Origin of the sequence: Sphaerisporangium rhizosphaerae, from assembly GCF_042665155.1 — a bacterium.
Lineage (GTDB): Bacteria > Actinomycetota > Actinomycetes > Streptosporangiales > Streptosporangiaceae > Sphaerisporangium > Sphaerisporangium rhizosphaerae.
Genome location: NZ_JBHTCG010000003.1, coordinates 173573 through 194871, shown reverse-complemented (window position 1 = coordinate 194871; position 21299 = coordinate 173573). Strand labels below are relative to the sequence as shown.

The 21299-nt window shown below is 66.1% G+C and carries 23 protein-coding genes; 15 read left to right on the top strand and 8 right to left on the bottom strand.

Going from position 1 to position 21299, the window contains the following annotated elements; all coding sequences use genetic code 11:
* The first annotated feature begins 146 nt into the window (after positions 1–146).
* From ACFQSB_RS05970 to ACFQSB_RS05955, 4 genes are all read left to right on the top strand, one after another.
* Positions 147–2507 carry a hypothetical protein gene (locus ACFQSB_RS05970; RefSeq protein WP_380824774.1) on the top strand — a complete coding sequence of 787 codons (2361 nt, stop codon included), beginning with the start codon at positions 147–149 and terminating at the stop codon, positions 2505–2507.
* A 244-nt stretch (positions 2508–2751) separates the two neighbouring features.
* A complete protein-coding gene (locus tag ACFQSB_RS05965; protein WP_380824771.1) occupies positions 2752–3519 on the top strand; it encodes a tRNA(His) guanylyltransferase Thg1 family protein in 768 nt (255 codons plus the stop codon).
* 239 nt (positions 3520–3758) lie between these two features.
* Positions 3759–4136, top strand: coding sequence for an Lsr2 dimerization domain-containing protein (locus tag ACFQSB_RS05960; protein WP_380824770.1), 378 nt, complete (start codon positions 3759–3761; stop codon positions 4134–4136).
* A 156-nt stretch (positions 4137–4292) separates the two neighbouring features.
* Entirely contained in the window at positions 4293–5168 is an 876-nt protein-coding gene (locus ACFQSB_RS05955) for an NmrA/HSCARG family protein (RefSeq protein WP_380824769.1), read from the top strand.
* A gap of 52 nt (positions 5169–5220) precedes the next feature.
* On the opposite strand, the gene ACFQSB_RS05950 is transcribed toward ACFQSB_RS05955, so the two are convergent.
* Both ACFQSB_RS05950 and ACFQSB_RS05945 read right to left on the bottom strand, forming a co-directional pair.
* The gene (locus ACFQSB_RS05950) at positions 5221–6015 is read right to left on the bottom strand and encodes an ArsR/SmtB family transcription factor (RefSeq protein WP_380824767.1); all 795 of its coding nucleotides are present in this window, start codon (positions 6013–6015) and stop codon (positions 5221–5223) included.
* A 280-nt stretch (positions 6016–6295) separates the two neighbouring features.
* A complete protein-coding gene (locus ACFQSB_RS05945; RefSeq protein WP_380824765.1) occupies positions 6296–7351 on the bottom strand; it encodes a saccharopine dehydrogenase NADP-binding domain-containing protein in 1056 nt (351 codons plus the stop codon).
* A gap of 81 nt (positions 7352–7432) precedes the next feature.
* Here ACFQSB_RS05945 and ACFQSB_RS05940 point away from each other — a divergent pair, with 81 nt between their 5' ends.
* Complete coding sequence (locus tag ACFQSB_RS05940; protein ID WP_380824763.1) at positions 7433–8011, top strand: TetR/AcrR family transcriptional regulator; 579 nt, start codon at positions 7433–7435, stop codon at positions 8009–8011.
* Positions 8012–8210: 199 nt separating this feature from the next.
* Positions 8211–8957, top strand: coding sequence for a class I SAM-dependent methyltransferase (locus tag ACFQSB_RS05935; RefSeq protein ID WP_380824761.1), 747 nt, complete (start codon positions 8211–8213; stop codon positions 8955–8957).
* A 139-nt stretch (positions 8958–9096) separates the two neighbouring features.
* Here the strand turns inward: ACFQSB_RS05935 and ACFQSB_RS05930 are convergent, their stop codons facing one another.
* Positions 9097–9675 (bottom strand): GNAT family N-acetyltransferase, encoded by a 579-nt coding sequence (locus ACFQSB_RS05930; RefSeq protein WP_380824758.1) that lies wholly within the window; start codon positions 9673–9675, stop codon positions 9097–9099.
* Positions 9676–9866: 191 nt separating this feature from the next.
* Between ACFQSB_RS05930 and ACFQSB_RS05925 the strand changes: the two genes are divergently transcribed.
* The gene (locus tag ACFQSB_RS05925; RefSeq protein ID WP_380824757.1) at positions 9867–10661 is read left to right on the top strand and encodes a PIN domain-containing protein; all 795 of its coding nucleotides are present in this window, start codon (positions 9867–9869) and stop codon (positions 10659–10661) included.
* A 129-nt stretch (positions 10662–10790) separates the two neighbouring features.
* Here the strand turns inward: ACFQSB_RS05925 and ACFQSB_RS05920 are convergent, their stop codons facing one another.
* The 3 genes from ACFQSB_RS05920 to ACFQSB_RS05910 all read right to left on the bottom strand — a co-directional run bounded on the left by ACFQSB_RS05920 (position 10791) and on the right by ACFQSB_RS05910 (position 12734).
* Positions 10791–11447 (bottom strand): class I SAM-dependent methyltransferase, encoded by a 657-nt coding sequence (locus ACFQSB_RS05920; protein ID WP_380824756.1) that lies wholly within the window; start codon positions 11445–11447, stop codon positions 10791–10793.
* 478 nt (positions 11448–11925) lie between these two features.
* Positions 11926–12183 carry a hypothetical protein gene (locus tag ACFQSB_RS05915; protein WP_380824755.1) on the bottom strand — a complete coding sequence of 86 codons (258 nt, stop codon included), beginning with the start codon at positions 12181–12183 and terminating at the stop codon, positions 11926–11928.
* A gap of 14 nt (positions 12184–12197) precedes the next feature.
* Positions 12198–12734 (bottom strand): ATP-binding protein, encoded by a 537-nt coding sequence (locus tag ACFQSB_RS05910; protein WP_380824753.1) that lies wholly within the window; start codon positions 12732–12734, stop codon positions 12198–12200.
* Positions 12735–12946: 212 nt separating this feature from the next.
* On the opposite strand from ACFQSB_RS05910, the gene ACFQSB_RS05905 reads away from it, so the two are divergent.
* The 7 genes from ACFQSB_RS05905 (at position 12947) to ACFQSB_RS05875 (ending at position 18468) form a co-directional block, all read left to right on the top strand.
* A complete protein-coding gene (locus tag ACFQSB_RS05905) occupies positions 12947–13807 on the top strand; it encodes a helix-turn-helix domain-containing protein (RefSeq protein WP_380824751.1) in 861 nt (286 codons plus the stop codon).
* Positions 13804–14001, top strand: coding sequence for a DUF397 domain-containing protein (locus tag ACFQSB_RS05900; RefSeq protein ID WP_380824750.1), 198 nt, complete (start codon positions 13804–13806; stop codon positions 13999–14001). Before ACFQSB_RS05905 ends, ACFQSB_RS05900 begins: the two co-directional genes overlap by 4 nt.
* 461 nt (positions 14002–14462) lie before the next feature.
* Positions 14463–15383, top strand: a complete 921-nt coding sequence (locus tag ACFQSB_RS05895) for an HNH endonuclease (protein WP_380824749.1) — start codon at positions 14463–14465, stop codon at positions 15381–15383.
* 531 nt (positions 15384–15914) lie between these two features.
* Positions 15915–17159, top strand: a complete 1245-nt coding sequence (locus ACFQSB_RS05890) for a DUF262 domain-containing protein (RefSeq protein ID WP_380824748.1) — start codon at positions 15915–15917, stop codon at positions 17157–17159.
* Complete coding sequence (locus ACFQSB_RS05885) at positions 17159–17776, top strand: HEPN domain-containing protein (protein WP_380824746.1); 618 nt, start codon at positions 17159–17161, stop codon at positions 17774–17776. Before ACFQSB_RS05890 ends, ACFQSB_RS05885 begins: the two co-directional genes overlap by 1 nt.
* Before the next feature lie 218 nt (positions 17777–17994).
* Complete coding sequence (locus ACFQSB_RS05880) at positions 17995–18252, top strand: NUDIX hydrolase (protein WP_380824745.1); 258 nt, start codon at positions 17995–17997, stop codon at positions 18250–18252.
* A gap of 9 nt (positions 18253–18261) precedes the next feature.
* Entirely contained in the window at positions 18262–18468 is a 207-nt protein-coding gene (locus ACFQSB_RS05875) for an NUDIX hydrolase (RefSeq protein WP_380824744.1), read from the top strand.
* A gap of 138 nt (positions 18469–18606) precedes the next feature.
* Here the strand turns inward: ACFQSB_RS05875 and ACFQSB_RS05870 are convergent, their stop codons facing one another.
* A complete protein-coding gene (locus tag ACFQSB_RS05870; RefSeq protein ID WP_380824743.1) occupies positions 18607–19560 on the bottom strand; it encodes a DUF6454 family protein in 954 nt (317 codons plus the stop codon).
* A 360-nt stretch (positions 19561–19920) separates the two neighbouring features.
* On the opposite strand from ACFQSB_RS05870, the gene dapB reads away from it, so the two are divergent.
* Complete coding sequence (dapB, locus tag ACFQSB_RS05865) at positions 19921–20724, top strand: 4-hydroxy-tetrahydrodipicolinate reductase (RefSeq protein ID WP_380824742.1); 804 nt, start codon at positions 19921–19923, stop codon at positions 20722–20724.
* A 22-nt stretch (positions 20725–20746) separates the two neighbouring features.
* Here the strand turns inward: dapB and ACFQSB_RS05860 are convergent, their stop codons facing one another.
* Positions 20747–21133 (bottom strand): hypothetical protein, encoded by a 387-nt coding sequence (locus ACFQSB_RS05860; RefSeq protein WP_380824741.1) that lies wholly within the window; start codon positions 21131–21133, stop codon positions 20747–20749.
* Positions 21134–21299 lie beyond the last annotated feature (166 nt).

The following is a 21299-nucleotide window of genomic DNA, read 5'->3' as shown; positions in this document are numbered from 1 at the left end:
CCATCGGTCGGTGACCAGTCGATCACGATACGCGATCCCGGACATCACCCCACGAATCACCCTCCCAACCGCTTGACTCCGCCTCGGAGTCCTCAGCATGATTGCCGAGGTGATCACGGGGGATATCGACAGCTAAAGGGCTCGTCATGGGAATTCAGGCAGGCGACGAGAACAAGCCGGCCACGTTGAGACTGGCCCTGTTTCTCATGTTCGTCACCACGGCATTCGCCGGGCTGGGGATATGCGCCTTCTCCCTGGGCGACGCGGGAGTGCGCCATGCCGTGGAGACGACTCCGCCGCAGGCCGTCGGCGTCACGGTCGCCGGGGTGATCAACGCAGCGAACTTCGCCACGTACGACCGGGTCGTGCGGGAGCAGACGGCCGTGACGTTCGGCGGCGCGCCCGTCGAGGTGACCACCTTGCTCCGCTCGGACGGCTACGCGATGCCGGGCCAGGAGAAGGTGCGGTTCCGACGGCCGGAGCGGCTCAGGTTCGACAGCTTCGACGGGTTTCAGCGGCATGCCCGGCTGATCTCGGGTTCGTGGCCGCGGTCGCGTACCGAGCCGGTCGAGGCGGCGATCTCACAGGCCGCCGCCTCGAACAGCGGCCTTGAGGCCGGGAATGCATTCACCACGATCGGTCGCATCGACGGCGAACCGGTACAGGTCAAGATCACCGGAGTCTTCGTACCGAACGACCCGCTCGGCCCTCGCTGGGACGGCGACCTGATGTTCGGTCGCGGCGTCGAGCGGAACGGCTACTCGACCTACGGCCCGCTCATGGTGGACCAGGCCACCTTCCTCGACCACTTCGCGACGACGGTCAACGCCACCTGGACCGTCACGCCGGATCTGCGCGGCATGACGGTCGGGCACATGCGCGAGGCGGTCGCCCGGCTGGGGGACCTGCGGGAGCGGTTCAAGGCGAACGGGTGCCCGGTATGCACGTCTCTCAGCGCCCTGCCCGCCACGCTGGCGCGACTGGAGGCCGCTTCGTCGTCGGCCCGCTGGACGGTCCTGGGGCTGGCGGCGGTCCTGGCTCTGACGTTGCTGCTCCTACCTCGGCCCAAGGGGGCGAACTGGTCGCCGGGCACGGCGGCGGTGGTCGCGGGCTGCGTGATCGCGGCCCCCTTCGCGGCCCGCCTACCGCTCTCGCCGGCGAGCGCGGTTCCGTGGTGGCCGGCCTCGGGACTGAGGCCGCCCGCCGCCTTCGACACGGGGGCGCTCCTGGCGGCGATCTCCATGGCGCTGCTCGCGGCCGTATTGCTCCTCGTCGAGGTACCGAGGCCGGGCATCCGGGTGCTCTCCGCGGCGATCGCCGCCGCAGTGGCCGTGGCCGCGCTCGGCGCCGCCGGCACCTGGCGTACGTCGCGGGCGGATCAGGCCGCCCACCAGGCCGGAGCCGACCTACGGCTGACCGGCCCCCCGGCAGGAGGCACGCCGGGCGTCCTCGGCCGCGGGACCGCTTTCGCCGCTCTTCCGGGCGTCACCGCGGCCGTGCCCGGCCACCGCGATCGGATCGAGGTCGACCTCCGCAACAGCACCCTGCTCGGCATCGACGCCACCCGCCTCCCCGAGGTGTTCCGCCTGCGGCCCGATCTGTCGGACCGAACGGTCACGCAGATCGCGGCCGCGATGGCCACCGGTCGGCCGAAGATCGGCGCCATGCCGCTTCCCGGCGCCCCGCGTACGCTGACCGTCGAGGTGAAGGCGCCCGCCGACCCTCCGCAGCTGCGAGTGGTGATCTCCGACGCCATCGGCGTCTGGCACGACATGCCGGTCGCACCGCTGCGCTCGGGTGTCACGAAGGTGGATGTGGACCTCGCCGGCCTGGCCGGCCGGGACGGGAAGATCGCCTACCCGCTGTCCGTCCGCGGTTTCCTGGGGGACTCGATCGACGACTTCCCCCATGCGCTGACCGTGACCACCCTGCGCGCCGACGGCCGAGAGGTGAGCCTGCCGACGGATCAGCGCTGGTCGGAACACGCCGAGAGCGGCGCGGGGCTGTTCTCGCTCAAGGTGAAGGCCGCCGCGACCGCCGTGCGGCCCGTACCGGCGGGCACCGCCGAAGACCGGCCGCTGCCCATCGTCCTCACGCCCGAGTTGGCCGCATCCGCGAAGCTCACCACGGGCCGCACCGGTTTCATCGCGCTGGGCCGTCAGCGGGTCCAGGTTGAGCTCGTCGGGATCGTCGAGCGCATGCCCGGCATCCCCCTGGACCAGGCCGGCGCCCTCGTGGACCTGCCGTCCTTGCAGGCGTGGAACCTGGCCGCGGCACGCCCGCCGCTTCCCGCCACCGACTGGTGGCTCGCCGCCGACGCGAACCGGGTCCGCGCCGCGGTGGCCGCGTCCGGCTGGGATGTCACGGTGATCGACCCGCTCGGCTTGGCGGCTCCACCGCCTGGCCTGCTGCCCGAAGCGCTCGGCCTGGCACTGGTGACGGCCCTCGGCCTCCTGCTCGCCTCCGCCACCATGGGCCGTCGGCGGGAACGACGGGGCCTGGGATGACACGGCGGACACCGGCGACCACCGACGTCCTCCCCGAGTGGACGGCGCTCTGGTGGTCGGCTACCGGTTCCCGCCCGGCCTGGCCATCTCACTCGAGCGCATGCCGTACGAGGGGAGAAAACCAGAATGCCCGAGGTCGGCATCCATGCCACCCTCGGACTCCTGAGGCGCCCCCAGCCGGGATTCGATGAGATCTTCGTCGTCGCCTCCGCCTGTGACGAAGACTTCACGACAAAGGAGAGCCGTGAACGGCAACGAGCTGGAAGCACGGATGCGAGCGCGGGAATGGTTCCACTCGCTGACCCTGCTGCCGGGCGCCTGGACCGTCATCCGGGTGGACGGCCGCAGCTTCTCCCGCTACACCGAGCAGCGCTTCGACAAGCCATTCGACCAGCGCTTCTCCACCCTCATGACCGGGACCGCGCGAAGCCTGCTGGAGGAGTTCGGCGGACGGTACGCGTACACCGAGAGCGATGAGATCTCCGTCGTGCTTCCCCCGGCCTTCGACCTGTTCGGCCGCGAGGTGGAGAAACTGGTGTCGTTGTCCGCGTCCGTCGCCGCCGCGGCCTTCACCCACGCCGCCGGCGAGCCCGTGCACTTCGACAGCCGCGTCTGGCTGGGCAACGGCGTCGAGGACGTCGTGGACTACCTGTCCTGGCGGCAGGCCGACGCCGCGCGCTGCGCGCTCAACGGCTGGTGCTACTGGACGCTGCGCAAGGACGGCCGCTCCCAACGCGAGGCCACCAAGCTGCTGGAACGGGCGAGCATCGCCGACAAGAACGAGCTGCTGTTCAGGCACGGCGTCAACTTCAACGAACTGCCCGCCTGGCAGCGCCGCGGCATCGGCATGTGGTGGGAGACCTACGACCACCACGGGCACGACCCGATCCGCGACGTCGACGTCACCACCCGGCGGCGACGCGTCCACGTCGAACCCGACCTGCCGATGAAGGACGACTACCGGAGACTGGTCGAACACCTGATGAACCCCGGCGCAGGCGGCCACGTCTGAACCGTCGGTGCGATGAGAGGCTCTGGCCGATCCTCCGTCACCATCAGCACACCGTGACCGACCCCCGCCGCGCGAGGCCGGCGGACCCTGCCGGCGACCCGGCGACGTCCGACCGGCCCGCCATGTGCGCCCCTTCGGGCGAGTCGATCGCACGATCATTTCTCGAACACCAGTATGATGCCACGGTTCAGACAGACAACTGATGATCCACCCGGAAAGGGCCGCACGTGGCGCAGAAGGTGATACTGGTTGACGACCTCGACCACTCCGAGGGCGATGACGTGGCGAGACGGGAGTTCCCGCTGCTGAACCGGACCTTCGCCATCGACCTGTCCGACGCCAACCAGCAACGGCTGAGCGAGGCTCTCGCGTTCATCGAGCAGGTCCTCGAGAGCTCCCGCGAGGTGAAGCAGGCGACCCGCGCGAAGAAGACCGCCGACACCTCCCCCCGCCTGCAGGGCTACACCCTCACCGACGTCCGCGAATGGGCGCGCGAGCAGGGCCTGGACGTCCCCGCCCGGGGCAAGCTCGCCGACGAACTCCTCGAGAAGTTCATCGCCGCCCACCCCGACGCCGCCTCCCCGCAACCGACGCCGGAAGAAGGCGGAGAAGCATAGGACGATCAGGCACGACCGCTCCCGGGGCAAGTGGCGCCCTCTGGATGAAGATGCGTGTCTCATGCGCTGGACCTCAACCGTGGTTGAGGGAGCAAGGTGTTGTGCGCACAAGGGTGTCCGACACGACGCCCAGCACCGCGGCTTGAGGAGCATGGCATGTCCGACATCCAGATCATTCTCGTCACGGGAGCGACCGGACGGCAGGGCGGGGCTACCGCGCGCGAACTGCTGGCCCGAGGTCGGACGGTGCATGCGCTGGTCCGTGACCCGGACAAGCCCGAGGCGGTCGCGCTGAAGGAGAGCGGCGCGATTCTCGTCCGCGGAGACATGGACGATCCGGCCTCGCTGGATGCGGCTCTGCGCGGCGTGCACGGCCTCTACAGCGTGCAGACCTTCACCGGGCCCGACGGCACGGCCGGTGAGATCCGTCAGGGCAAGGCCGTCGCCGACGCCGCCACCCGAGCGGGAGTCAGGCACTTCGTCTACGGCTCCGTCGGTGGCGCCGACCGTCCCAGCAAGGTGCGGCATTTCGAGAGCAAGAGAGCGGTGGAGGAACACCTCACCGAACTCGGCCTGCCCGCGACGATCCTGCGGTCTCCCTTCTTCATGAGCAACTTCAAAGACCTGGGCCCTCGGTGGGCGGACGGTGAACTCGTGCTCACCTTGGCGTTGTCCCCGCAGACGAAGCTGCAGATGATCACGCCCGAAGACATCGGCGTCATCGCGGCGGATGCTTTCGACGCCCCCGCGGAGTTCATAGGACGCGGCATCGAGATCGCCGGGGACGAGTTGACCGGCCCGCAAATGGCCGAAGTCTTCGCGCGTGCAGCCGGCACGTCCGTGAGATTCCACTCCCAGCCCATCGAGCAGGTACGTGCCTTCAGTGCGGAACTTGCCAACATGTTCGACTGGTTCAACACCACCGGCTTCAAGGCCGACCTGCCGTCACTGCGCGCCCGGCACCGGAATCTGACCACCTTGGACGCCTGGGTGAGCGAGCACTGGACGCCGCCCGCCCAGCGACCCGCCTGAGCGCACCAGTCGTGGCGGTGACGGCCGGTTCAGGACGCCTCACATCGGGAGGTCACCCGTCGGACGGCAACGGTTCGCCGGTCTCCAGCAGCGTCTTCATGCTCGCCACCACGTTCGGCCAGCCGTGGCTCACCATCTCGGCCAGGCTCGACGCGGGTTCGAACCCGTCGTGTACGACGGTGAGCTTCACCACCTGCGCGGCCTCCTCGTCGATCGTGAAGGTGACCTTCGAGCGGGCCTCGCCGGACAGCCGGGCGACCATCTCGTCGTCCCAGCCGAAGCGCTTGGCGAGCTCCGGGGTGATGGCGTGCCAGGTGTAGGAGAGCCGACTGTAGGGGGCGGCCTCCAGCACGACCTGCTCCGGGTCGCTGATCATCACCCCGTGGTTGTCCCAGGTCATCGGCGAGCCGACGGACCAGTCCGTGATGAACTCCGTGGCCCAGTAGCGGCGGGTGAAGGCGGGGTCGGTCAGCGCCTGCCAGAGCTTCTGCGGGGTGGTGCGGATGTAGGTGGTGTAGACGAAGTTCGGCGCGTCCATCGAGGTCTCCTCCAGGGCGAGTTTCAGGTCTGCCAGGGCTTGCACCCTGGCCTGGTCGTAGCGGCTGATCCACCGGTGGGCGATCTCGTGCACGGGCGCGGCGTTGAGGTAGTGCAGCTTCTCCCGGCCCCGCCGCACGGTGGCGACGAGCCCGGCCTCCTCCAGCACCGCGAGGTGCTTGCTGACGGACTGCCTGGCCATGTCGAGCCCGGCGCACAGTTCGCGCAGCGTCTGCCCGTTGCGGGCGTTGAGCGAGTCGAGCAGCGCGCGCCGGCTCGGATCGGCCAGCGCCTTGAATACCTCGTCCATGCCCGCCCTCGTACCCCGGTCGCCGCCTGATATGCAGCCTTTCGGCTGCCTTTAACTTAGGCAGCCAGACGGCTGCCTGTCAAGACCGACGTGTACCCGCACGGCCTGTTCCTGCGCGGCCACGACGAGCGGACGCAGACGTCGATCAGCTCGGCACGGCCTCCGAGGCATCTCGGCGCGGCCTCACAGGCACCGCCGACGACCACGTGACGCGACCGGTCGGGTCGAGCTCGCCGGCCGGCTTCCAGGGGACCTGTTTCGCCAGGTTCGGCGGGAGTTCTCAGTCCGTGATCACGAACTCGCCGCCGGCGGCCAGCGCCACCTCGGGTCCGAAGAGCCTGGCCGGGGTGAACGCGCCGGGCCGGCCCTCGCCCTTGGCCAGGCGCTGGGCCACCTCGGTGACGGCGCCGACCGTGAACGTCATGCCTTCGCCGGTGCGCAGCCAGCCCTCACGCACGCGACCGGACGGCCATTCGACTCGGGCTCGGGCCCAGGAGAATCGGCGCGGGCGCTCCTTGGCCGTGGTCGTGGTGATGCCGGCGAGCCGCCGAGTGACGAAGCCCGCCACGCCGGGGAACCGCAGCACGCCACTGATCACCGGCAGAGCCGCCCGGACGGCCGGGTTGGCCGGGACGAGAGCCGAGGCGCCGATCACCGACGGGGCGCCACTGGCCCGCCAGGCCGCGAAGAGCTCGCCGCCCCCCAGGGACGCGGTGGTGACCACATCCCCGTCGGGGGTGGTCAGCCGCTCGGCGGCACCGCCGGCCCGGGCGCGTACCAACCGGCCCTGCCGCACCTCGTGGCCGCCGTCGAGCAACCCGTGCACGATGGTGGCGGCCAGAGCTTCGCCGAGGGCGCCGGGTTCGATCGCGACCGACGCGACGGCGTCGATGCGTACCCGCGACGGCTTCTCCTCGGCCGCCAGCAGATGCAGCAGGATGCTCTCGGTCGCGAGCACGCCGAAGCCCGCCCCGGAGACCAGCGTGCGACCGGTCGCCGCCGCCTCCCGGTCCATGCCGTGGAGCAGTTGGAACGCGCTCAGCTCGGCGGCGACGTCGACGTAGTGGGTGCCTGGCGGACAGGCCCGCGCGACCTGCGGCGCCGTGACCGCGAACGGGCCCACCGTGTTGATCACGACGGCCGGCGCCTCGGTGGCCAGCCGCGCGCAGACCTCGTCGAGCGAGCCGGTCACCGCCCGGACGTCCGGACACACCTGGGTCAGCCGCTCCCTATCGCGGCCGGCCACCACCACCTCGGCGCCCGCCCGCCGCAGACGCTCCACGGCTTCCCGGCCGACCCGTCCCGTCGCGCCGAGCACCCAGATCTCACCCGTCATGTTCGCCTCCAACAGTCATGTCACTTCGTGTCATCACTATCGCATGGCACGACATGACGTGTCATCACTAGAATGTGCCACATGGGTCGATGGCAGCCGGGTGCGCGAGAACGGCTCGAACAGGCCGCGCTCGATCTCTTCCTCGAGCAGGGCTTCACCGAGACGACCGTGCCGCAGATCACGGCGAGGGCCGGGCTCACGACCCGTACGTTCTTCCGGCACTTCGCCGACAAGCGTGAGGTGCTGTTCGCCGGCGAGGAGATGGTGCCCGAGCAGGTGGCCCGCCTCATGGCCGAGGCCCCGCCGTCGCTCGGCCCGATGGAACTGATCACCGAGGGCCTGGCCCCCGCCGCGGCCGAGATCTTCGAGGGCCGCAGCCTCGACTACCTGCTACGCCGACGGGCCGCGATCGACGCCGAACCCGCCCTCCACGAGCGCGAGCTGCGCAAGTTCTCGCTGATGTCGCAGGCCCTGGAGCAGGGCTTCCGCGACCGCGGGGTCGACGACCTGACCGCCCGGCTGGCGGCCGAGATCGCCGTGACCACGCTCCGGATAGCGGTGACCCGCTGGCTCGACCAGCACGGCGACCCCGACCTCCCGGCCACCATCGACCAGACCCTGGCGGCGATGAGGCACCTAACGAACACGCCCCCGACGTGAGCCGAACGACTCGATGAGAGGTCGGGCTTCCGCGGGCAGCACCGCTCCTCTCACAGCCGACCCCCTGGTCGCATGCTCAAGTCCCCGTTCCATCAGTAGGGTGAAACAGCGATCAAGCGACCTCCCGGGCAGGGACACGCCCCCAGGCCACCGGGACGACGCGGAGCCGGCGAGGGTGACAGCCAGGAAGGCGGCGTCAATGTCCAGCGCGCAGCTGTACGACACCATCGGAGCCACCTACACCGCGACACGACGCACCGAACCGCGCATCGCCGCACAGATCTGGGCCGCGCTCGGCGATGCCCGGACCATCCTGAACGTCGGGGCCGGCACCGGGTCCTACGAGCCCCCCGACCGCCACGTCCTCGCGGTGGAACCGTCGGCGCTCATGCGTTCGCAGCGCCCTGCGGACGCGGCGCCGTGCCTGGTCGGATCCGCCGAGAACCTGCCGTTCGACGACCAGTCGTTCGACGCCGCGATGGCCGTCGCCTCCATCCACCACTGGCAGGACCCGATCGCCGGCCTGCGCGAGATGCGGCGGGTCGCTCGCCGCGTGGTGGTGTTCACGCACGACACCAGTGACACCGGATGGCTTCACCGGTTCTGGCTCACCCGCGACTACCTGCCCGAGGTCGCGAACCTCCTCGTCGGCCGGCCTTCGATAACCGAGCTGGCCGATGCGATCGGGGCCCGGATCGAACCGGTGCCCATCCCGTGGGACTGCGCCGACGGCTTCTTCGAGGCCTACTGGCGCCGGCCGGAGGCATACCTGGACGAGAACGTCCGCCGCGGAATGTCGGTCTGGACCACAGTCGGCCCGGACGCCGAACAGCGCGCGGTACGCAACCTCCGCGCCGACCTCACCTCCGGCCGCTGGCCCGAACGCAACCAAGCCCTCCTCAACCTCGAAGAGGCAGAACTCGGCCTCCGCCTACTGATCGCCTGAACCCCCACTGCGGCTGGGCGCCATTTCAGAAGGCTTCTGTCTGCGGCTTGCCGAGTCCTGCCCTCCAGCAGGACTCTCGCTCACGCTGGGTCGCGTTCCCCTACCGCCGTGCCCTGGCTCATCGGCGCAAGCACTCTGGTCAAGCTTCGGCCGCCTGGCGAGCGAGCCACCGCTCTCGGGTGATCGCGTACTCGACCTCACCAAGATCGCTGCCGGGGATCGGCTCGTCCCACTCCATGTGGAACGTACGGACATGCTCCATGCCGAGTGCGGTCATGGTCGCGCGGGAGGCGGTGTTGACCACCATGGTCTCGGCGAAGATGCGACGCAGCCGGAGATCTTCGAACCCGTGTCGGATGAGCTCGCGGGCTCCCTCGCTGGCCAATCCCTGGCGCCAGTAGCGACGCAGGAGCCGGTAGCCAAGCTCGGCCTGCCCTTCGACCGGCCCTTGATCGACGCGCTCCGGCGGCTGCAGGATCCACCAGCCGACGAACCGCCCGTCGACGAACCCGGCCCAGAAACCCAGTCCCGCGACGCGGTCCGCGGCCGCGAGCCGCTGCCCATGGAGAACCTCGACCTCCTCACGGCTACGAGCACGGCCGTTGCCGAGGTACCGCATGACCTCGGGGTCGGCGTCGAGCGCGATCTCGTCTTCGAGGTGTTCGTCGGACAGCGGAACAAGCTCAATGCGGGCGGTGCGCAGTTTCGCCTGAGACATGCGCCGCATTCTCGCGCAAGACCCCCTCACCGGTCATCCGAGTATCGACCAGCGCCCCCCACCGGCGCTGCGCCTGCCGAAGCCTCATGACCTCGCATCCGGCCGGCCGAACATGACCGATGACCTTTCTGCACGGGATCTGCACGTCGGTGCCAGAGGCTTCTGCACGGGGCTGTGCGAGCATTCCCGGCGTGCGGACATACGTGCTGATCGCCGTCTTGGCGGTGCTGGTGGCGGGTTGTGGCACGGGGCCGAAGACCGCTCCTGAGATCGCTGGATACGTCGAGACGTATCTGCAGGCCCACCACGACGTCAGGCGGGTGGCGACGAAGGGCGTCCAGAGCGCCACCGTGGTCATCAGGGGGCAGGACCAGGACGTCTCCGCCGACCTGGGCGAGGGCTTCCGCGGACGGCTCATCCAGACGGGCGGTACCGGGTACACGCAGATGCTCGGGGAGGAGGTGGCGCCGGGCAAGCCCTGGGACAAGATCACCAAAGAGCACGAGCCGTACAACCTGCTGGGTATCGACTTGCTCACTAACCAGGCCATCACCCTGGTGAACAGCCACCGGGTGCACGCACTGCTGGCGGCGACAGGACGAGCGAGCGGCCCGGCATCCGATGGCGGGCTCGACCATTACACGGTCACCATCGACATGCGGAAGGCGCTCAACGAAATGGATCTCGATGCGTTCCTCGAGGTGTACGACCCGCTGCCGTGGGAGCAGGACACCGCAGACGAGTACGCCAAGGTTCGGGCCGGCGACAAGGCGGCGCAGAAGCGGCTCCGCGACCAGTTGCTCAAGGAGTTCGGCGCGCGCGCCACGTACGAGCTCTGGCTCGATGACCAGGGGCGGCCGGTACGGCAACGACTGAACGCGAAGACCCCGATGGAGATCACTTTCTCCGATTGGGATGCTACGACCGTGATCGCCCCTCCAGCCGACCAGGTCCGGGTGCTGACCGGACCGTTTAGCGCTCCTTGAAAGTGCCGAGGGTCGAGCACGGCCGGCAGGCGTCGCAGGACGTCTGCACTGCGCCGCGGAGCCGATGACCAGGCTGGTTTCGTTCAGGTCAATGTCGGCGTGATCAGTCAGGCGTGGCGGCCCTGAAGATCACGCGGTGGCCGTGACCGCCAGCACTGAAGGGATGGGCCGCTCGCCGAGCTCGAAGACCTGCTTGATGTTCAGTCCAGCATTGATGAATGCGTTGATCAGGTCGGCAAGTGGTACGTGGCTCATCCCCACCCGGTCCCGAACTCCACCCGTGGGCCACCACGGGCCGCGCCTGTGCCATCCCGCGGTCCGGTAGGTGGGATGGATGAGCAGCGCGTCATCCGGGCGGCGCTCGATGTGCGGGCCGTTGAAACAGGGGTGCACCCCCTGGAACAGCAGCAGACCCCCAGGACGCAGCACACGAGCCGCCTCCTTCATCAGCCTGGCGAAGTCACCGATGTCGGTGGAGACCCACAGTGTGGCGACGGTGTGGAAGCTGTTCGCAGCGAACGGAAGCATGGTCGCATCGCCCTGGAGGAGTGGAGCGCGATCCCTGCGGCGGGCGATATGCAGTTGGTCGGTCGAGCGATCGAGGCCGATGACGGTCCGGCCGGTGGACCGGATGGCGTCAAGGTACAGGCCGGTGCCGCAACCGATGTCAAGGCACAAGCCTTCCCCGGCACCGAGGAGCTCGACGATGAAAGCGACGTTGTCAGCGGCGAAAGGCGCATTGAAGTCGTCGTACCACTCCGCATGGCCGTCATAGCGCGCGGTCATGATCCATCTATACATGGACGATGACGTCACCGCGGCGTGTTTCTGCCATATCCAGTGATGGTCCATGTGCCGGTTTTGTCATCACAGTACGCTCAGCGAGCCCCAGCCTCGGGAGATAGAACGCTCGCGTCTCCGGCCGGGTCAAGCGATGTCGTCACTGAGGGAGCATCCTGATCATCTGAGCCGGCCGAGGAAGGCATCGGCGGTGAGGAGCGTGCAACGCATCCATACCGCACTCCGCGCTCCCCAACCGGTGATCGCACCGACGGCTCGGCGACTGCAGCAGGAGATCGAGGCGTACGGTCAACTCTCCGCCGGCACCGCCCTGCCGCAAGGCCGAAAACCTCCCGCCCATGCACCCGATCGCCATCGCTCGCGGACACCTCACGCTGCGAGAGTTCACGACTGACGACGCGGACGGGCGCAAACGATCTACGGCGACCCAGTTGTGGCCGAGCGCATGAGACGCCCCACCGGCTTACGCTTCCGGCGGCCAGATGCGGGCGTCACGCATCCCGGCGTCCCCTCGGCGCTGCTCCTCGAACCCGACGATCATCGCCAGCGCCGCGTGCGCGTTCATCCTGATCAGGACGCTCGCCTCTCCGGCCGGATCGATGAACGGCGAGACGACCGGGGACGCGGCGATCCCCCGGCGGCCGAGCCACTCCTGCATACGCCCGCGCAGCTCGGCGGCCAGGCGGAGCGCCTGGCGCTCGCGATCGGTGAGGTGACACATCCGGCCGTCTCCGTTCAGCTCTCGCCGACGAGCAGCAGGTCGACCCACGTCTCGGGCAGCTTCTCGTCCACGTCGAACCACACGGCCATGCCGTCGCCGCGCCGTCGGGTGATGCCCCACTGCTTGGCCAGCGCGTCGACCAGGCGCATGCCCCGGCCGCTCTCGGCGCCCTGGTCGTCCCGCAGCAGCCGCGGCAGGCCGTTGTTCCCCTCGTCCATGACCTTGATGTGCAGGTCCTCGGTGAACGTCCGGACGATGGCCAGGGTGAAGAAGGACGATCCGCTGTACCGGACGGAGTTCGAGGACAGCTCGGACACCAGCAGCACCGCGATCTCCGCGGCCGGGTGATCGAGCAGCGTCTGCTGCGTGACCTGCCGCGCCTGCGAAACCTGATCGCCGGTCGCCCGGAACGTCTCCCGCCGAAACGACCGCACCCGCAACGCCTCCCCCGCCACCGCCGGATTCGGCACCAGACTCCACCCACTCGGCGCCCCGACCAACTCCCCCACCGCGACGTGCCCCTCCACAGCCCCCGCCTGGTCCATGGTCATCGCCCAGCACCTCCAGATCTCCGGTTTCCCTGCGCCAACAGCACCTTCGATGGCAAGCTCTACCGAGAGTGACGGGTCGATTACTACGGTGCAACCGTAATCCCAAAAATTCTGCGAGATAACACCGATCTTGAGTGAGGAGCTCTCGCCACGGTCCATGCCGCCCTCCTCCAGAAAACGGCAAGTCGTCCCGAACAGCAGAAGGGTCCAAAATGCCCCAACTAACGAATCCCACCATCCGGCATCGCAGGCTCGCCTCCGAGTTGGAACGCCTGCGGGAGGCAGCCGGCTTCTCCAGGGAAGAGGTCGCCGAACGACTCGACTGGCACGCGACGAAGGTGTGGCGAGTCGAGAGCGCGCGCTCCGGGATCAGCACCGGCGACCTTCGAGACCTCCTCGACCTCTACGAGGTAAACGGGGCACGTCGCGAGGCACTCCTCGCACTCGCTCGGCACAGCCGACAGAAGGGCTGGTGGACTGAGTACCGCGACGTCCTCACCGGCTCCTACCTCGACCTGGAAGCTCAAGCCACCACGATCAGGAACTTCGAACCGCAGGTCATTCCGGGACTTCTCCAGACCGAGGCGTACGCCCGCGCGGTGATGCGTACCGCACTCGTCATGGAGTCCAAGGAGGTCAGACGACGCACCGAGGCACGCGTCGCACGACAGCGGTTGCTCGCGGAAGACGGCGACGGCCCGACACTGTGGGTCGTCTTCGACGAGGTGGCCATCCGGCGCCCCGTAGGCGACAGCGACACGATGCGCGAACAGTTGCAACGGCTCATCGACATGAGCGAGCACCCGCGAGTCACCATGCAGATCATCCCCACCGAGGCCGGCGCCCACCCCGGCCTGTCCGGCCCGTTCGTCATCCTCGACTTCCCGACACCGCAGTTCTTCGCCCCGATCATCTACCTGGAGACCGCAGCCACCGCCCTGTATTTGGAGGAGACGGAAGAAGTAGCGCGATATACGCTGATGTTCGACCACCTCCGGGCAATCGCCCTTGGCCCAGCGGAGTCTGTCAGGTTCATCCAATCGGTCCAGTCCGAATTCGGGAGCAAAGAATGATCAACCGGCAGGACATCGACCTCTCGCGCGCCGACTGGCGCAAGAGCACCCACAGCACGGCCCAGGGAGAGAACTGCGTAGAGGTCGCCCGAACGGACTCACACGTCGCAATACGCGATTCCAAATGCCCCGACGGCCCCATCCTCATCTTGCGCCACAAGGAGTGGAACGCATTTGTAGCGAAGATCATATGAGTACGCAGGTCTAGACTTGCGTACTCGACCACCGCACGGCGACCTTGACCCACCCGTATGCGTAGTGCAGGCGGATGACCCCGGCTCCGCCGCCGACCAGGCGATCCCTTTGACCAGCGACCACTTGGTCGGCATCAACAAAGACTGGCAGACCGCAGACGACGTCGCAGGGCAGACCACGATGGCAGCCACATGACCATGCGAGTCCTACTTCAACGGCGTCAGGATTTCCTTCGTCGCGCTTGTGAAGGTGTCGATGGCGAGCTGACTGGCAAAGTTCGCTGGCAGTGGCCACAGATCGAACGGGCAGGCCGGTGCCAAGCAGGAAGATCAGACCGCTCCCATCTCATCGCTAATGCCAGCGGGGCGTAGGGCCCGCTGAGCTACATAGATGGTGGTGCCGTGCACCGTATGAGGCCCCTCTGGCGGAGGCACCCCATCAGGGTATAGAACATAGTGTCGTGATCACGTCACAGGCTGATGATCTTGACAGTCGGGTGCGGGCGGCGGCAATGACGTGGCTTCGCCGGCGCTGCACCCCCGAAGACCCTATCGTGCGTCGCGACGAGTTGCTTGGCTTCCAGTTTGAAGGTCGAACGTTTCCCCTGATTGACAATCAACTCGGCATCCGAAAACCGCAAGGCATGACTGCGGCTCTTTCAATTCTAACGACCTACACCTCCGACATGGCCCGCGCACCTTACGACGATGCTGTGGGCTCCGATGGCCTGCTGCGCTATAAGTTTCAGGGCAACCCGCGGCATTACACCAATGTCGGACTGCGGCTGGCCTTTGAGCTCAGTGTGCCGTTGATGTGGTTTTACGGCATCAAACAGAGCATCTATCTGCCGTTCTTCCCCGTATGGATTATCGCAGTGGAGCCCGAGAAGTCTCAGGTTGCCGTCGCATTAGATGACGCGCAGCGACACCTGGCGATTGACGGAACAGCGAGCCAGATAGAACGTCACTATGCAGAACGGATTACGAAACAGCGTTTGCACCAACCTGTGTTTCGGCAACGAGTGATCCAGGCATACGAGACCGCCTGCACCATATGCCGTCTACGACATCGCTCACTCTTGGACGCAGCCCACATCATCCCTGACCGCCATGTCCGCGGTGTACCAGCGATCTCAAACGGCTTAGCTCTGTGCAAAATCCACCATGCTGCGTATGATCAAAATATCATAGGCATTCGACCCGACTACGCCATTGAGGTCCGTACCGACATTCTCGAAGAGATCGACGGGCCAATGCTCAAGCATGGAATTCAAGAGATGAATGGCCACCGCATCACCCTCCCTCGCCGTCGTTCTGACCGCCCAGACCAGACTCTTCTTGAAGAGCGGTATCACATATTTCGAACCACGGTATACACGTGAACGACTGAGTGCCTCTCACCTCACATAGTGAATGCCGACAGGTAGAGGTCCGCTACAGGAGTAAGCCTCGGCCGTGTCCGCAACACGACACGCGGGTCGACTCCCAAAATGTTGATGTCGACGATATTTACGCCGAACCCGGACCATCTCGCTCGCCGCGGACCTCACGGCCATGTCAGCATCGCCGTCCGCCCACCAGAGTCATTCTCGCGAATTCACCATGACTCAGCTCAGCCGCGTTCTTCTTCTTTCATTCTTCTGGAACCAACTCAGAACACCGCGGTCTTCTACTTTGTGGATACGGGGAGGCGCAGTAGTCGCGGCGCGCCGCAAGGAGGTCTCCACTCTGCCGAGAGTCGTCCCATCTCTCCGCAGCAGCGTCATGGAGCGATATGTAGCCGACAAGACGGGCATATGCGGACAAAGCGACATCGATCTAGTGGATCGGCTAAATATCTCATTCCGTTACCCTTGCGACGAAGTGCCCTCAACGGGGTAGACTCCCCCAAGATCAGGGAAAGGTTAAGCCGCATGCGTGATCAGGATGATGACGATATGGAAAGTGACACCTCCCAGCAAGATATGCCCTGGGGAGACCTCGAGGACGACGAGGAGCCCGTGGCACCAGATGCCGTCTCTCAAGCAGTGGTTACTGACACCGACTGGACAGCCGAGACCATTCTGAGTCAGCTACGCCGGGGGAATATACAACTAAATCCACGGTTCCAGCGTAGGGACGCATGGGATCTCAAGCGAAAAAGTCGATTTATAGAGTCACTGATCCTCGGTCTTCCTATACCTCAGCTAGTGCTCGCCGAAGACAAGAAACGTCGTGGTTCATTCCTTGTTCTAGATGGAAAGCAAAGACTTCTTGCGCTCCGACAGTTCGCAGAGGGATCATCCTTTGCGTCAAATGCGAAAGACGAATTTCGTAAGTTCACCCTACGGGGTCTTGATGTACGCACGGACCTCAACAGGCATACTCTAGCAAAGATGGAGAATGACGCCGCTCGAGTGGAGGATCTAAATTCCTTTCTCAATCAAACCATACGCACCGTAGTTGTCCGAGCATGGCCAAACGAGGAGTTCCTAAATCTCGTCTTTCTGCGACTAAACACCGGTAGCGTAAGCTTGTCTCCCCAAGAGCTAAGACAAGCACTGCATCCTGGCGAATTTACGAACTTTCTTGATGACCATGCGAGCGGAAGCACGTCCCTCCAAAAAGCACTTAAGCTCAGCGGGCCAGACTTTCGCATGAGGGACGTCGAGATTCTTCTGCGCTATTTCTCCTTCTCCTATTATCTGCCAGATTACCGCGGGGACCTGAAGAAATTCCTCGACGGGACAACGGAGAAGCTCAACCAGAAATGGTCGGCCGAAAATGAGGACATTCAAGGCAGGGCGCGCCAGTGTGATCTCGCAATCGATTGCGTGGTAGCCATTTTCGGCTCCGACGCCTTCCACCGCTGGGAAAAGGATCACTACGAGAACCGCTTCAATAGGGCCGTGTTCGACGTAATGACCTATCACTTTACATCCCCCTCGATTAGAACTGCCGCACAAGCACAGGCTTCCGACATCAGAGATGCATTCCAAGACCTCTGCGATACAGACGGTGAATTTGTTAAGGCGATACAAAGCACTACGAAATCTATACCCGCAACTCAGTACCGGCTTCAGAGGTGGGGCGAAGTCCTAGCCTCTATCGTAGGCACCGAGAATCTCCGGATTCCGTATCTGAGTGGCGACGAAAGAATAATCTTCAGGGGATACTGATGCCATCTCCCCGTTTTCAGACTCTTTCGGTCAGAATTCTAGAACTACGCAGCAACCTTCTTCCGGAAGAGTTCGATCCAACGGGCTTATACGCGGTACAGGTGCACGAATGCGCAAGGGCATTTCGCCTGCTAGCCCACGCTGAGTTCGAAGCATTTATCGAAGATCGGGCACAGCAAATTGTTGCACGCGCCGTCAGCGAATGGCTAAGTGACGGCAGTATTCGACCAAGCTTGCTATCTTTAGTCGCATTCGAGAGCAATTTGGGCTGGAAGGAGACAACAATTCTCTCCGCCAAGGAAAAGCAAAGAAGGGCCCCTGACCTCACCCAGCGCGTTGACGCCGCGCGAAAGAACTACCTCAACTACGTCATAATGCAAAACAATGGAATCAAGGAGAAGAATCTTCTTCGCATACTCTTGCCTCTTGGGGTCCGGGAAGAAGATATTGACGAGCAATGGCTAAGCACATTGGAAGCGTGGGCTACCGCCAGAGGCGAGTTGGCACACAAGTCCGGAAAACCTCAGAGACTGTTAGATCCGCATGTAGAGTTCCTCACGGTGCAGCAGCTCCAGAAGGGATTCGGAGACATCGATGAAGTGCTAGAAAGCGTCTAAACGCTGTTCTTGCGCCGATCAGCGCGGATGTGCATATTTCCCTAAATGCGACTGCCGCCCTTATCGTGGCGGCACACGCGAGGGCCGGTCACATCGATCAAGCGCCTCTTGGCGGTACAGCGACTGAAGATGTATAAACGGATCCACTCGCGACATGTCACTGCTCGCATCACCTTGCTGGCCGACGTGCTGATTCTGCACCGGGTAGCGTGGATGAGGTGAGCCAGATCTATCTGCCGCCTGCCGAGTGGTATGAGAGCCTGCCCACGGTTCACGTTTCCGCGTGCATGCTGCCCACCGACGACGCCGATCGCATTCTGCTGGTCAAACCCAACTACCGCGATTATTGGGCGGTGCCCGGCGAAATGGCCGACGAGGGTGAGCCGCCCTTACGCGCGCGAGATCGGAGAGGAACTCGGCCTGCAGATTCGATCTGGTGCGTTGCTCGTGGTCGACTGGGTGCCCCCGATGGGTGATCGCGGCCGATGATGAACTTCATCTTCGACGGCGGCACCATCACTGAGCCTGCCCGGATCCGGGTGCAGGCCGACGAACTTGACGCCGCCCAGTTCTGGCCGTGGGATCAATCGGCCACCGAGCTGCCCGCTGCGACCGCCGCTCGCATCCCGGCCGCCCGCACCGTCCGAAAGAACAAGCAGACGATCTCCCTGCTGGCCGAGCGCGACGCGTGACAACGAGTTCTCGGAACCACGGAAGAGGGCAAAAGGAACCGCCCGCCTGTTGCGGCTGCAGGCGGGCGGGGCACTTGGGAGGCCGTACGGCCGGGTTGGACTGCGAGTCTCGGCAGTGCGGCCACCCCGGTGGGGCCGTTAGGAGAGGGCGGGGGTGGTGTAGGTGAGGAGGGTGGACTGGCTGTCGTCGGGGACGGCGGTGAGGGTGAGGGCGTTGCCGTTGGCTTCTAGCCAGGTGGGGTTGCGGGTGATGGAGTTGCCGGCGGCGCTGAGGGCGGTGATCGGGATGGTGTTGATCGCGGTGAGTGAGTCGAGGTCGAGCAGGGAGATGCCGCCGAGCTGGAAGGACTGGCCGCCGACGTTCAAGCTGGCAACGCCGGTGCAGGCGGCCTTGCCCTCGGCGAGGTAGTCGCAGTCCTGGTAGTCGGTGAACTGCTCGGGGTTCTTCGTAGTCCCCTTGAGCTTGCCCTGCATGTTCCAGGTGTAGAAGGTGCGCGAGCCCCAGCTGATGCCGACGAGGCGGTCGTTCTTGAGGTCGTGGACGACGCCGCCGATGTGGTCGTCGACGCGCAGTACCTCGGTGGCGCGGAACTTCGCCAGGTCCACCTTGTAGACGATCGCCTTGCTGTTCGGGCGGTACTCGGCCACCGGGATCCACAGGTACCGGCCGTCGTAGTCGATGCCACCGGGGTGGTAGGCGTCGCCGTCCTTGAACTTCAGGTCGCGGAGCAGGTTGCCCGCCTGGTCGAACTCGAAGAGGTGGCCGAGGCCCTCGCCCGGGGTGCGGTCGTAGCCGTCGCAGGCCGGGTTGCACGGGGTCGTCGGCTTGATGATCTCGACGGAGGACATGTAGTAGCGGTCGCCGACCCGGAGCATGCCCTGCGGGTGGTAGGTCTCGAAGTTCAGCTTCAGCGGGGCCGTGCTCTGCGTCCAGGAGGTGCCGCGGGCGACCTTGGTGAGGAGCTGCGCGGTGGCGCTGTCGCGCGAGGGGTGTCCGTTGTCGTGCCGGTCGTCGGCCGCGGAGGCGATCGCCGAGGTGCCGGCGATGACGGTGGCCGCGAGGGACAGCGACATCAGAAGCCGACGCTTCATACCCAGACGCATGGTTCCCCTTCCGGGAATTGAGGATGTGACGCCGGTGGTCGTGCGGACGCCGCCGGCAAGTACAACAGACGCGAATGAATGCTCAACCAAGCACGAATGAACGCGTTCGCCACTCGACTGGATAAAGGGGATATAGGAGGCGAAAACCGCCGCAGAGATGCCTTTCAGGGCTGTCACCTGCGGGGCCTCGTCGGCCTGCGGCACCGCTTCGGACGCCAGGACGGGCTCGGGCCGGTGCAGAGAGCGGGTTCGTACGGAAGCGCGGGCCTGGATGCCGTTACCGTTGGTCTCCTCGTGCCGGGCGTCGGCATCGAACCGAAGAAGCCAGAGCGACCGGAGGAAACGTCCATGCTCTCCGTCTGTGTGGCAGGTGCGACCGGGTGGACCGGACGGCCAGTCGCCGAGGCCGTGCTGGCCTCCGATGATCTGCGGTTGCGTTCGGCGGTCAGCCGGTCAGCCGCCGGTAAGGACCTGGGAGAGGTCTGGGGCGGCGCCGCGAACGGCGTCCCGGTGTCCGGCCGGGTCGACGAGGCGCTGGACGGCGTGGACGTGCTCGTCGACTACACCTCCCACGACGCGGTGCTCGGCAACGTGCTGACGGCGATCGGCCGTGGGGTGTCGGTGGTCATCGGGACGTCCGGCCTGGGCGCGGACGACTTCGCCCGCATCGACGCGGCGGCCCGGGAGGCGGGCGTGGGCGTCGCCGCGGCCGGGAACTTCTCGCTCACCGCCGCGATGGCGCAGGCCGCCGCCCTGCTCGCCGCCCGCTACCTGCCCAACCGGGAGATCATCGACTACGCCAAGGCCGGCAAGCCGGACGCGCCGAGCGGAACGGCCCGCGAGCTGGCCGAGCGGCTCGCCGAGGTGAACACCCCTGCCCTGCAGGTCCCCATCGGCGAGACCAGCGGGTACGCCGAAGCGCGCGGCGCCACCGTGGCGGGCACCCAGGTGCACTCGGTGCGGCTGCCGAGCTTCGTCGTCTCGACCGAGGTCGTCTTCGCGCTGCCGGACGAGCGCCTGGTCATCCGCCATGACGCCGGGTCAACTCCGGCGCCGTACGTCGCGGGCACGCTGCTCGCCGTCCGGGCGGTGACCGGCCACACCGGCCTGGTACGCGGCCTGGACACCCTGCTGCTCATGCGCGACCGTTGAGTGGGCGTTCGCGAACCCACGCTCAGAACGTGTTGTGCTGAGTGTTGCCCTCGCCGACCTGAACGCCCTTCGAGTCGTTGATCTTCACGTTGTACCTACCAGAACTCGCGCCCGAACGGTCCAGGAGCTCCATCAGGGCCGTGGCGGCGGCGAGAAGTTCGGCGTCGTCGGCCGCGCCTGCCGCGGCCAGCTTCTTGGCGAGTGGCGCCTCGTAGGCGGCCGGGTCGTTCTGGTGCTCGGACAGGATCACCTCGGCGCCGGCGTTTCCCTCGAACCGGCGCCGCGCCAGATCGAGCAGCTTCGCGAAGGCGGCGTTCACGCTCTCTTTGACGGTGCCGGCCAGTCCCTCGATCACCCCGGAACTCGCTCCGGCCGCGAGAGCCGTCACGATCAACGTAACCGGTTCCATCGATTTCCTCTCGGTTCACGCATCGAGCCCGCTGGTGCGGGTGATGCCGCTGGCCGGCTCGGCCAGGCTGGTGCGGCGGGACCGCCGGATCCGACCGGTCGCGCTGCCGCGCCCGGAGACCAGGTCGCGTGACCGCCCCTCCGCGCATACCGCACACCCGGTCATA

Coding starts and splice junctions, on each gene's coding strand:
- ACFQSB_RS05935 (WP_380824761.1), top strand. CDS start 8,211: ATGTCCAGCGCGCAGCTGTACGACACCATCGGAGCCACCTACACCGCG.
- ACFQSB_RS05860 (WP_380824741.1), bottom strand. CDS start 21,133: ATGGAACCGGTTACGTTGATCGTGACGGCTCTCGCGGCCGGAGCGAGT.
- ACFQSB_RS05915 (WP_380824755.1), bottom strand. CDS start 12,183: ATGTGTCACCTCACCGATCGCGAGCGCCAGGCGCTCCGCCTGGCCGCC.
- ACFQSB_RS05885 (WP_380824746.1), top strand. CDS start 17,159: ATGCCATCTCCCCGTTTTCAGACTCTTTCGGTCAGAATTCTAGAACTA.
- dapB (WP_380824742.1), top strand. CDS start 19,921: ATGCTCTCCGTCTGTGTGGCAGGTGCGACCGGGTGGACCGGACGGCCA.
- ACFQSB_RS05945 (WP_380824765.1), bottom strand. CDS start 7,351: ATGACGGGTGAGATCTGGGTGCTCGGCGCGACGGGACGGGTCGGCCGG.
- ACFQSB_RS05970 (WP_380824774.1), top strand. CDS start 147: ATGGGAATTCAGGCAGGCGACGAGAACAAGCCGGCCACGTTGAGACTG.
- ACFQSB_RS05950 (WP_380824767.1), bottom strand. CDS start 6,015: ATGGACGAGGTATTCAAGGCGCTGGCCGATCCGAGCCGGCGCGCGCTG.
- ACFQSB_RS05940 (WP_380824763.1), top strand. CDS start 7,433: ATGGGTCGATGGCAGCCGGGTGCGCGAGAACGGCTCGAACAGGCCGCG.
- ACFQSB_RS05900 (WP_380824750.1), top strand. CDS start 13,804: ATGATCAACCGGCAGGACATCGACCTCTCGCGCGCCGACTGGCGCAAG.
- ACFQSB_RS05910 (WP_380824753.1), bottom strand. CDS start 12,734: ATGACCATGGACCAGGCGGGGGCTGTGGAGGGGCACGTCGCGGTGGGG.
- ACFQSB_RS05920 (WP_380824756.1), bottom strand. CDS start 11,447: ATGACCGCGCGCTATGACGGCCATGCGGAGTGGTACGACGACTTCAAT.
- ACFQSB_RS05875 (WP_380824744.1), top strand. CDS start 18,262: ATGATGAACTTCATCTTCGACGGCGGCACCATCACTGAGCCTGCCCGG.
- ACFQSB_RS05890 (WP_380824748.1), top strand. CDS start 15,915: ATGCGTGATCAGGATGATGACGATATGGAAAGTGACACCTCCCAGCAA.
- ACFQSB_RS05955 (WP_380824769.1), top strand. CDS start 4,293: ATGTCCGACATCCAGATCATTCTCGTCACGGGAGCGACCGGACGGCAG.
- ACFQSB_RS05870 (WP_380824743.1), bottom strand. CDS start 19,560: ATGAAGCGTCGGCTTCTGATGTCGCTGTCCCTCGCGGCCACCGTCATC.
- ACFQSB_RS05905 (WP_380824751.1), top strand. CDS start 12,947: ATGCCCCAACTAACGAATCCCACCATCCGGCATCGCAGGCTCGCCTCC.
- ACFQSB_RS05930 (WP_380824758.1), bottom strand. CDS start 9,675: ATGTCTCAGGCGAAACTGCGCACCGCCCGCATTGAGCTTGTTCCGCTG.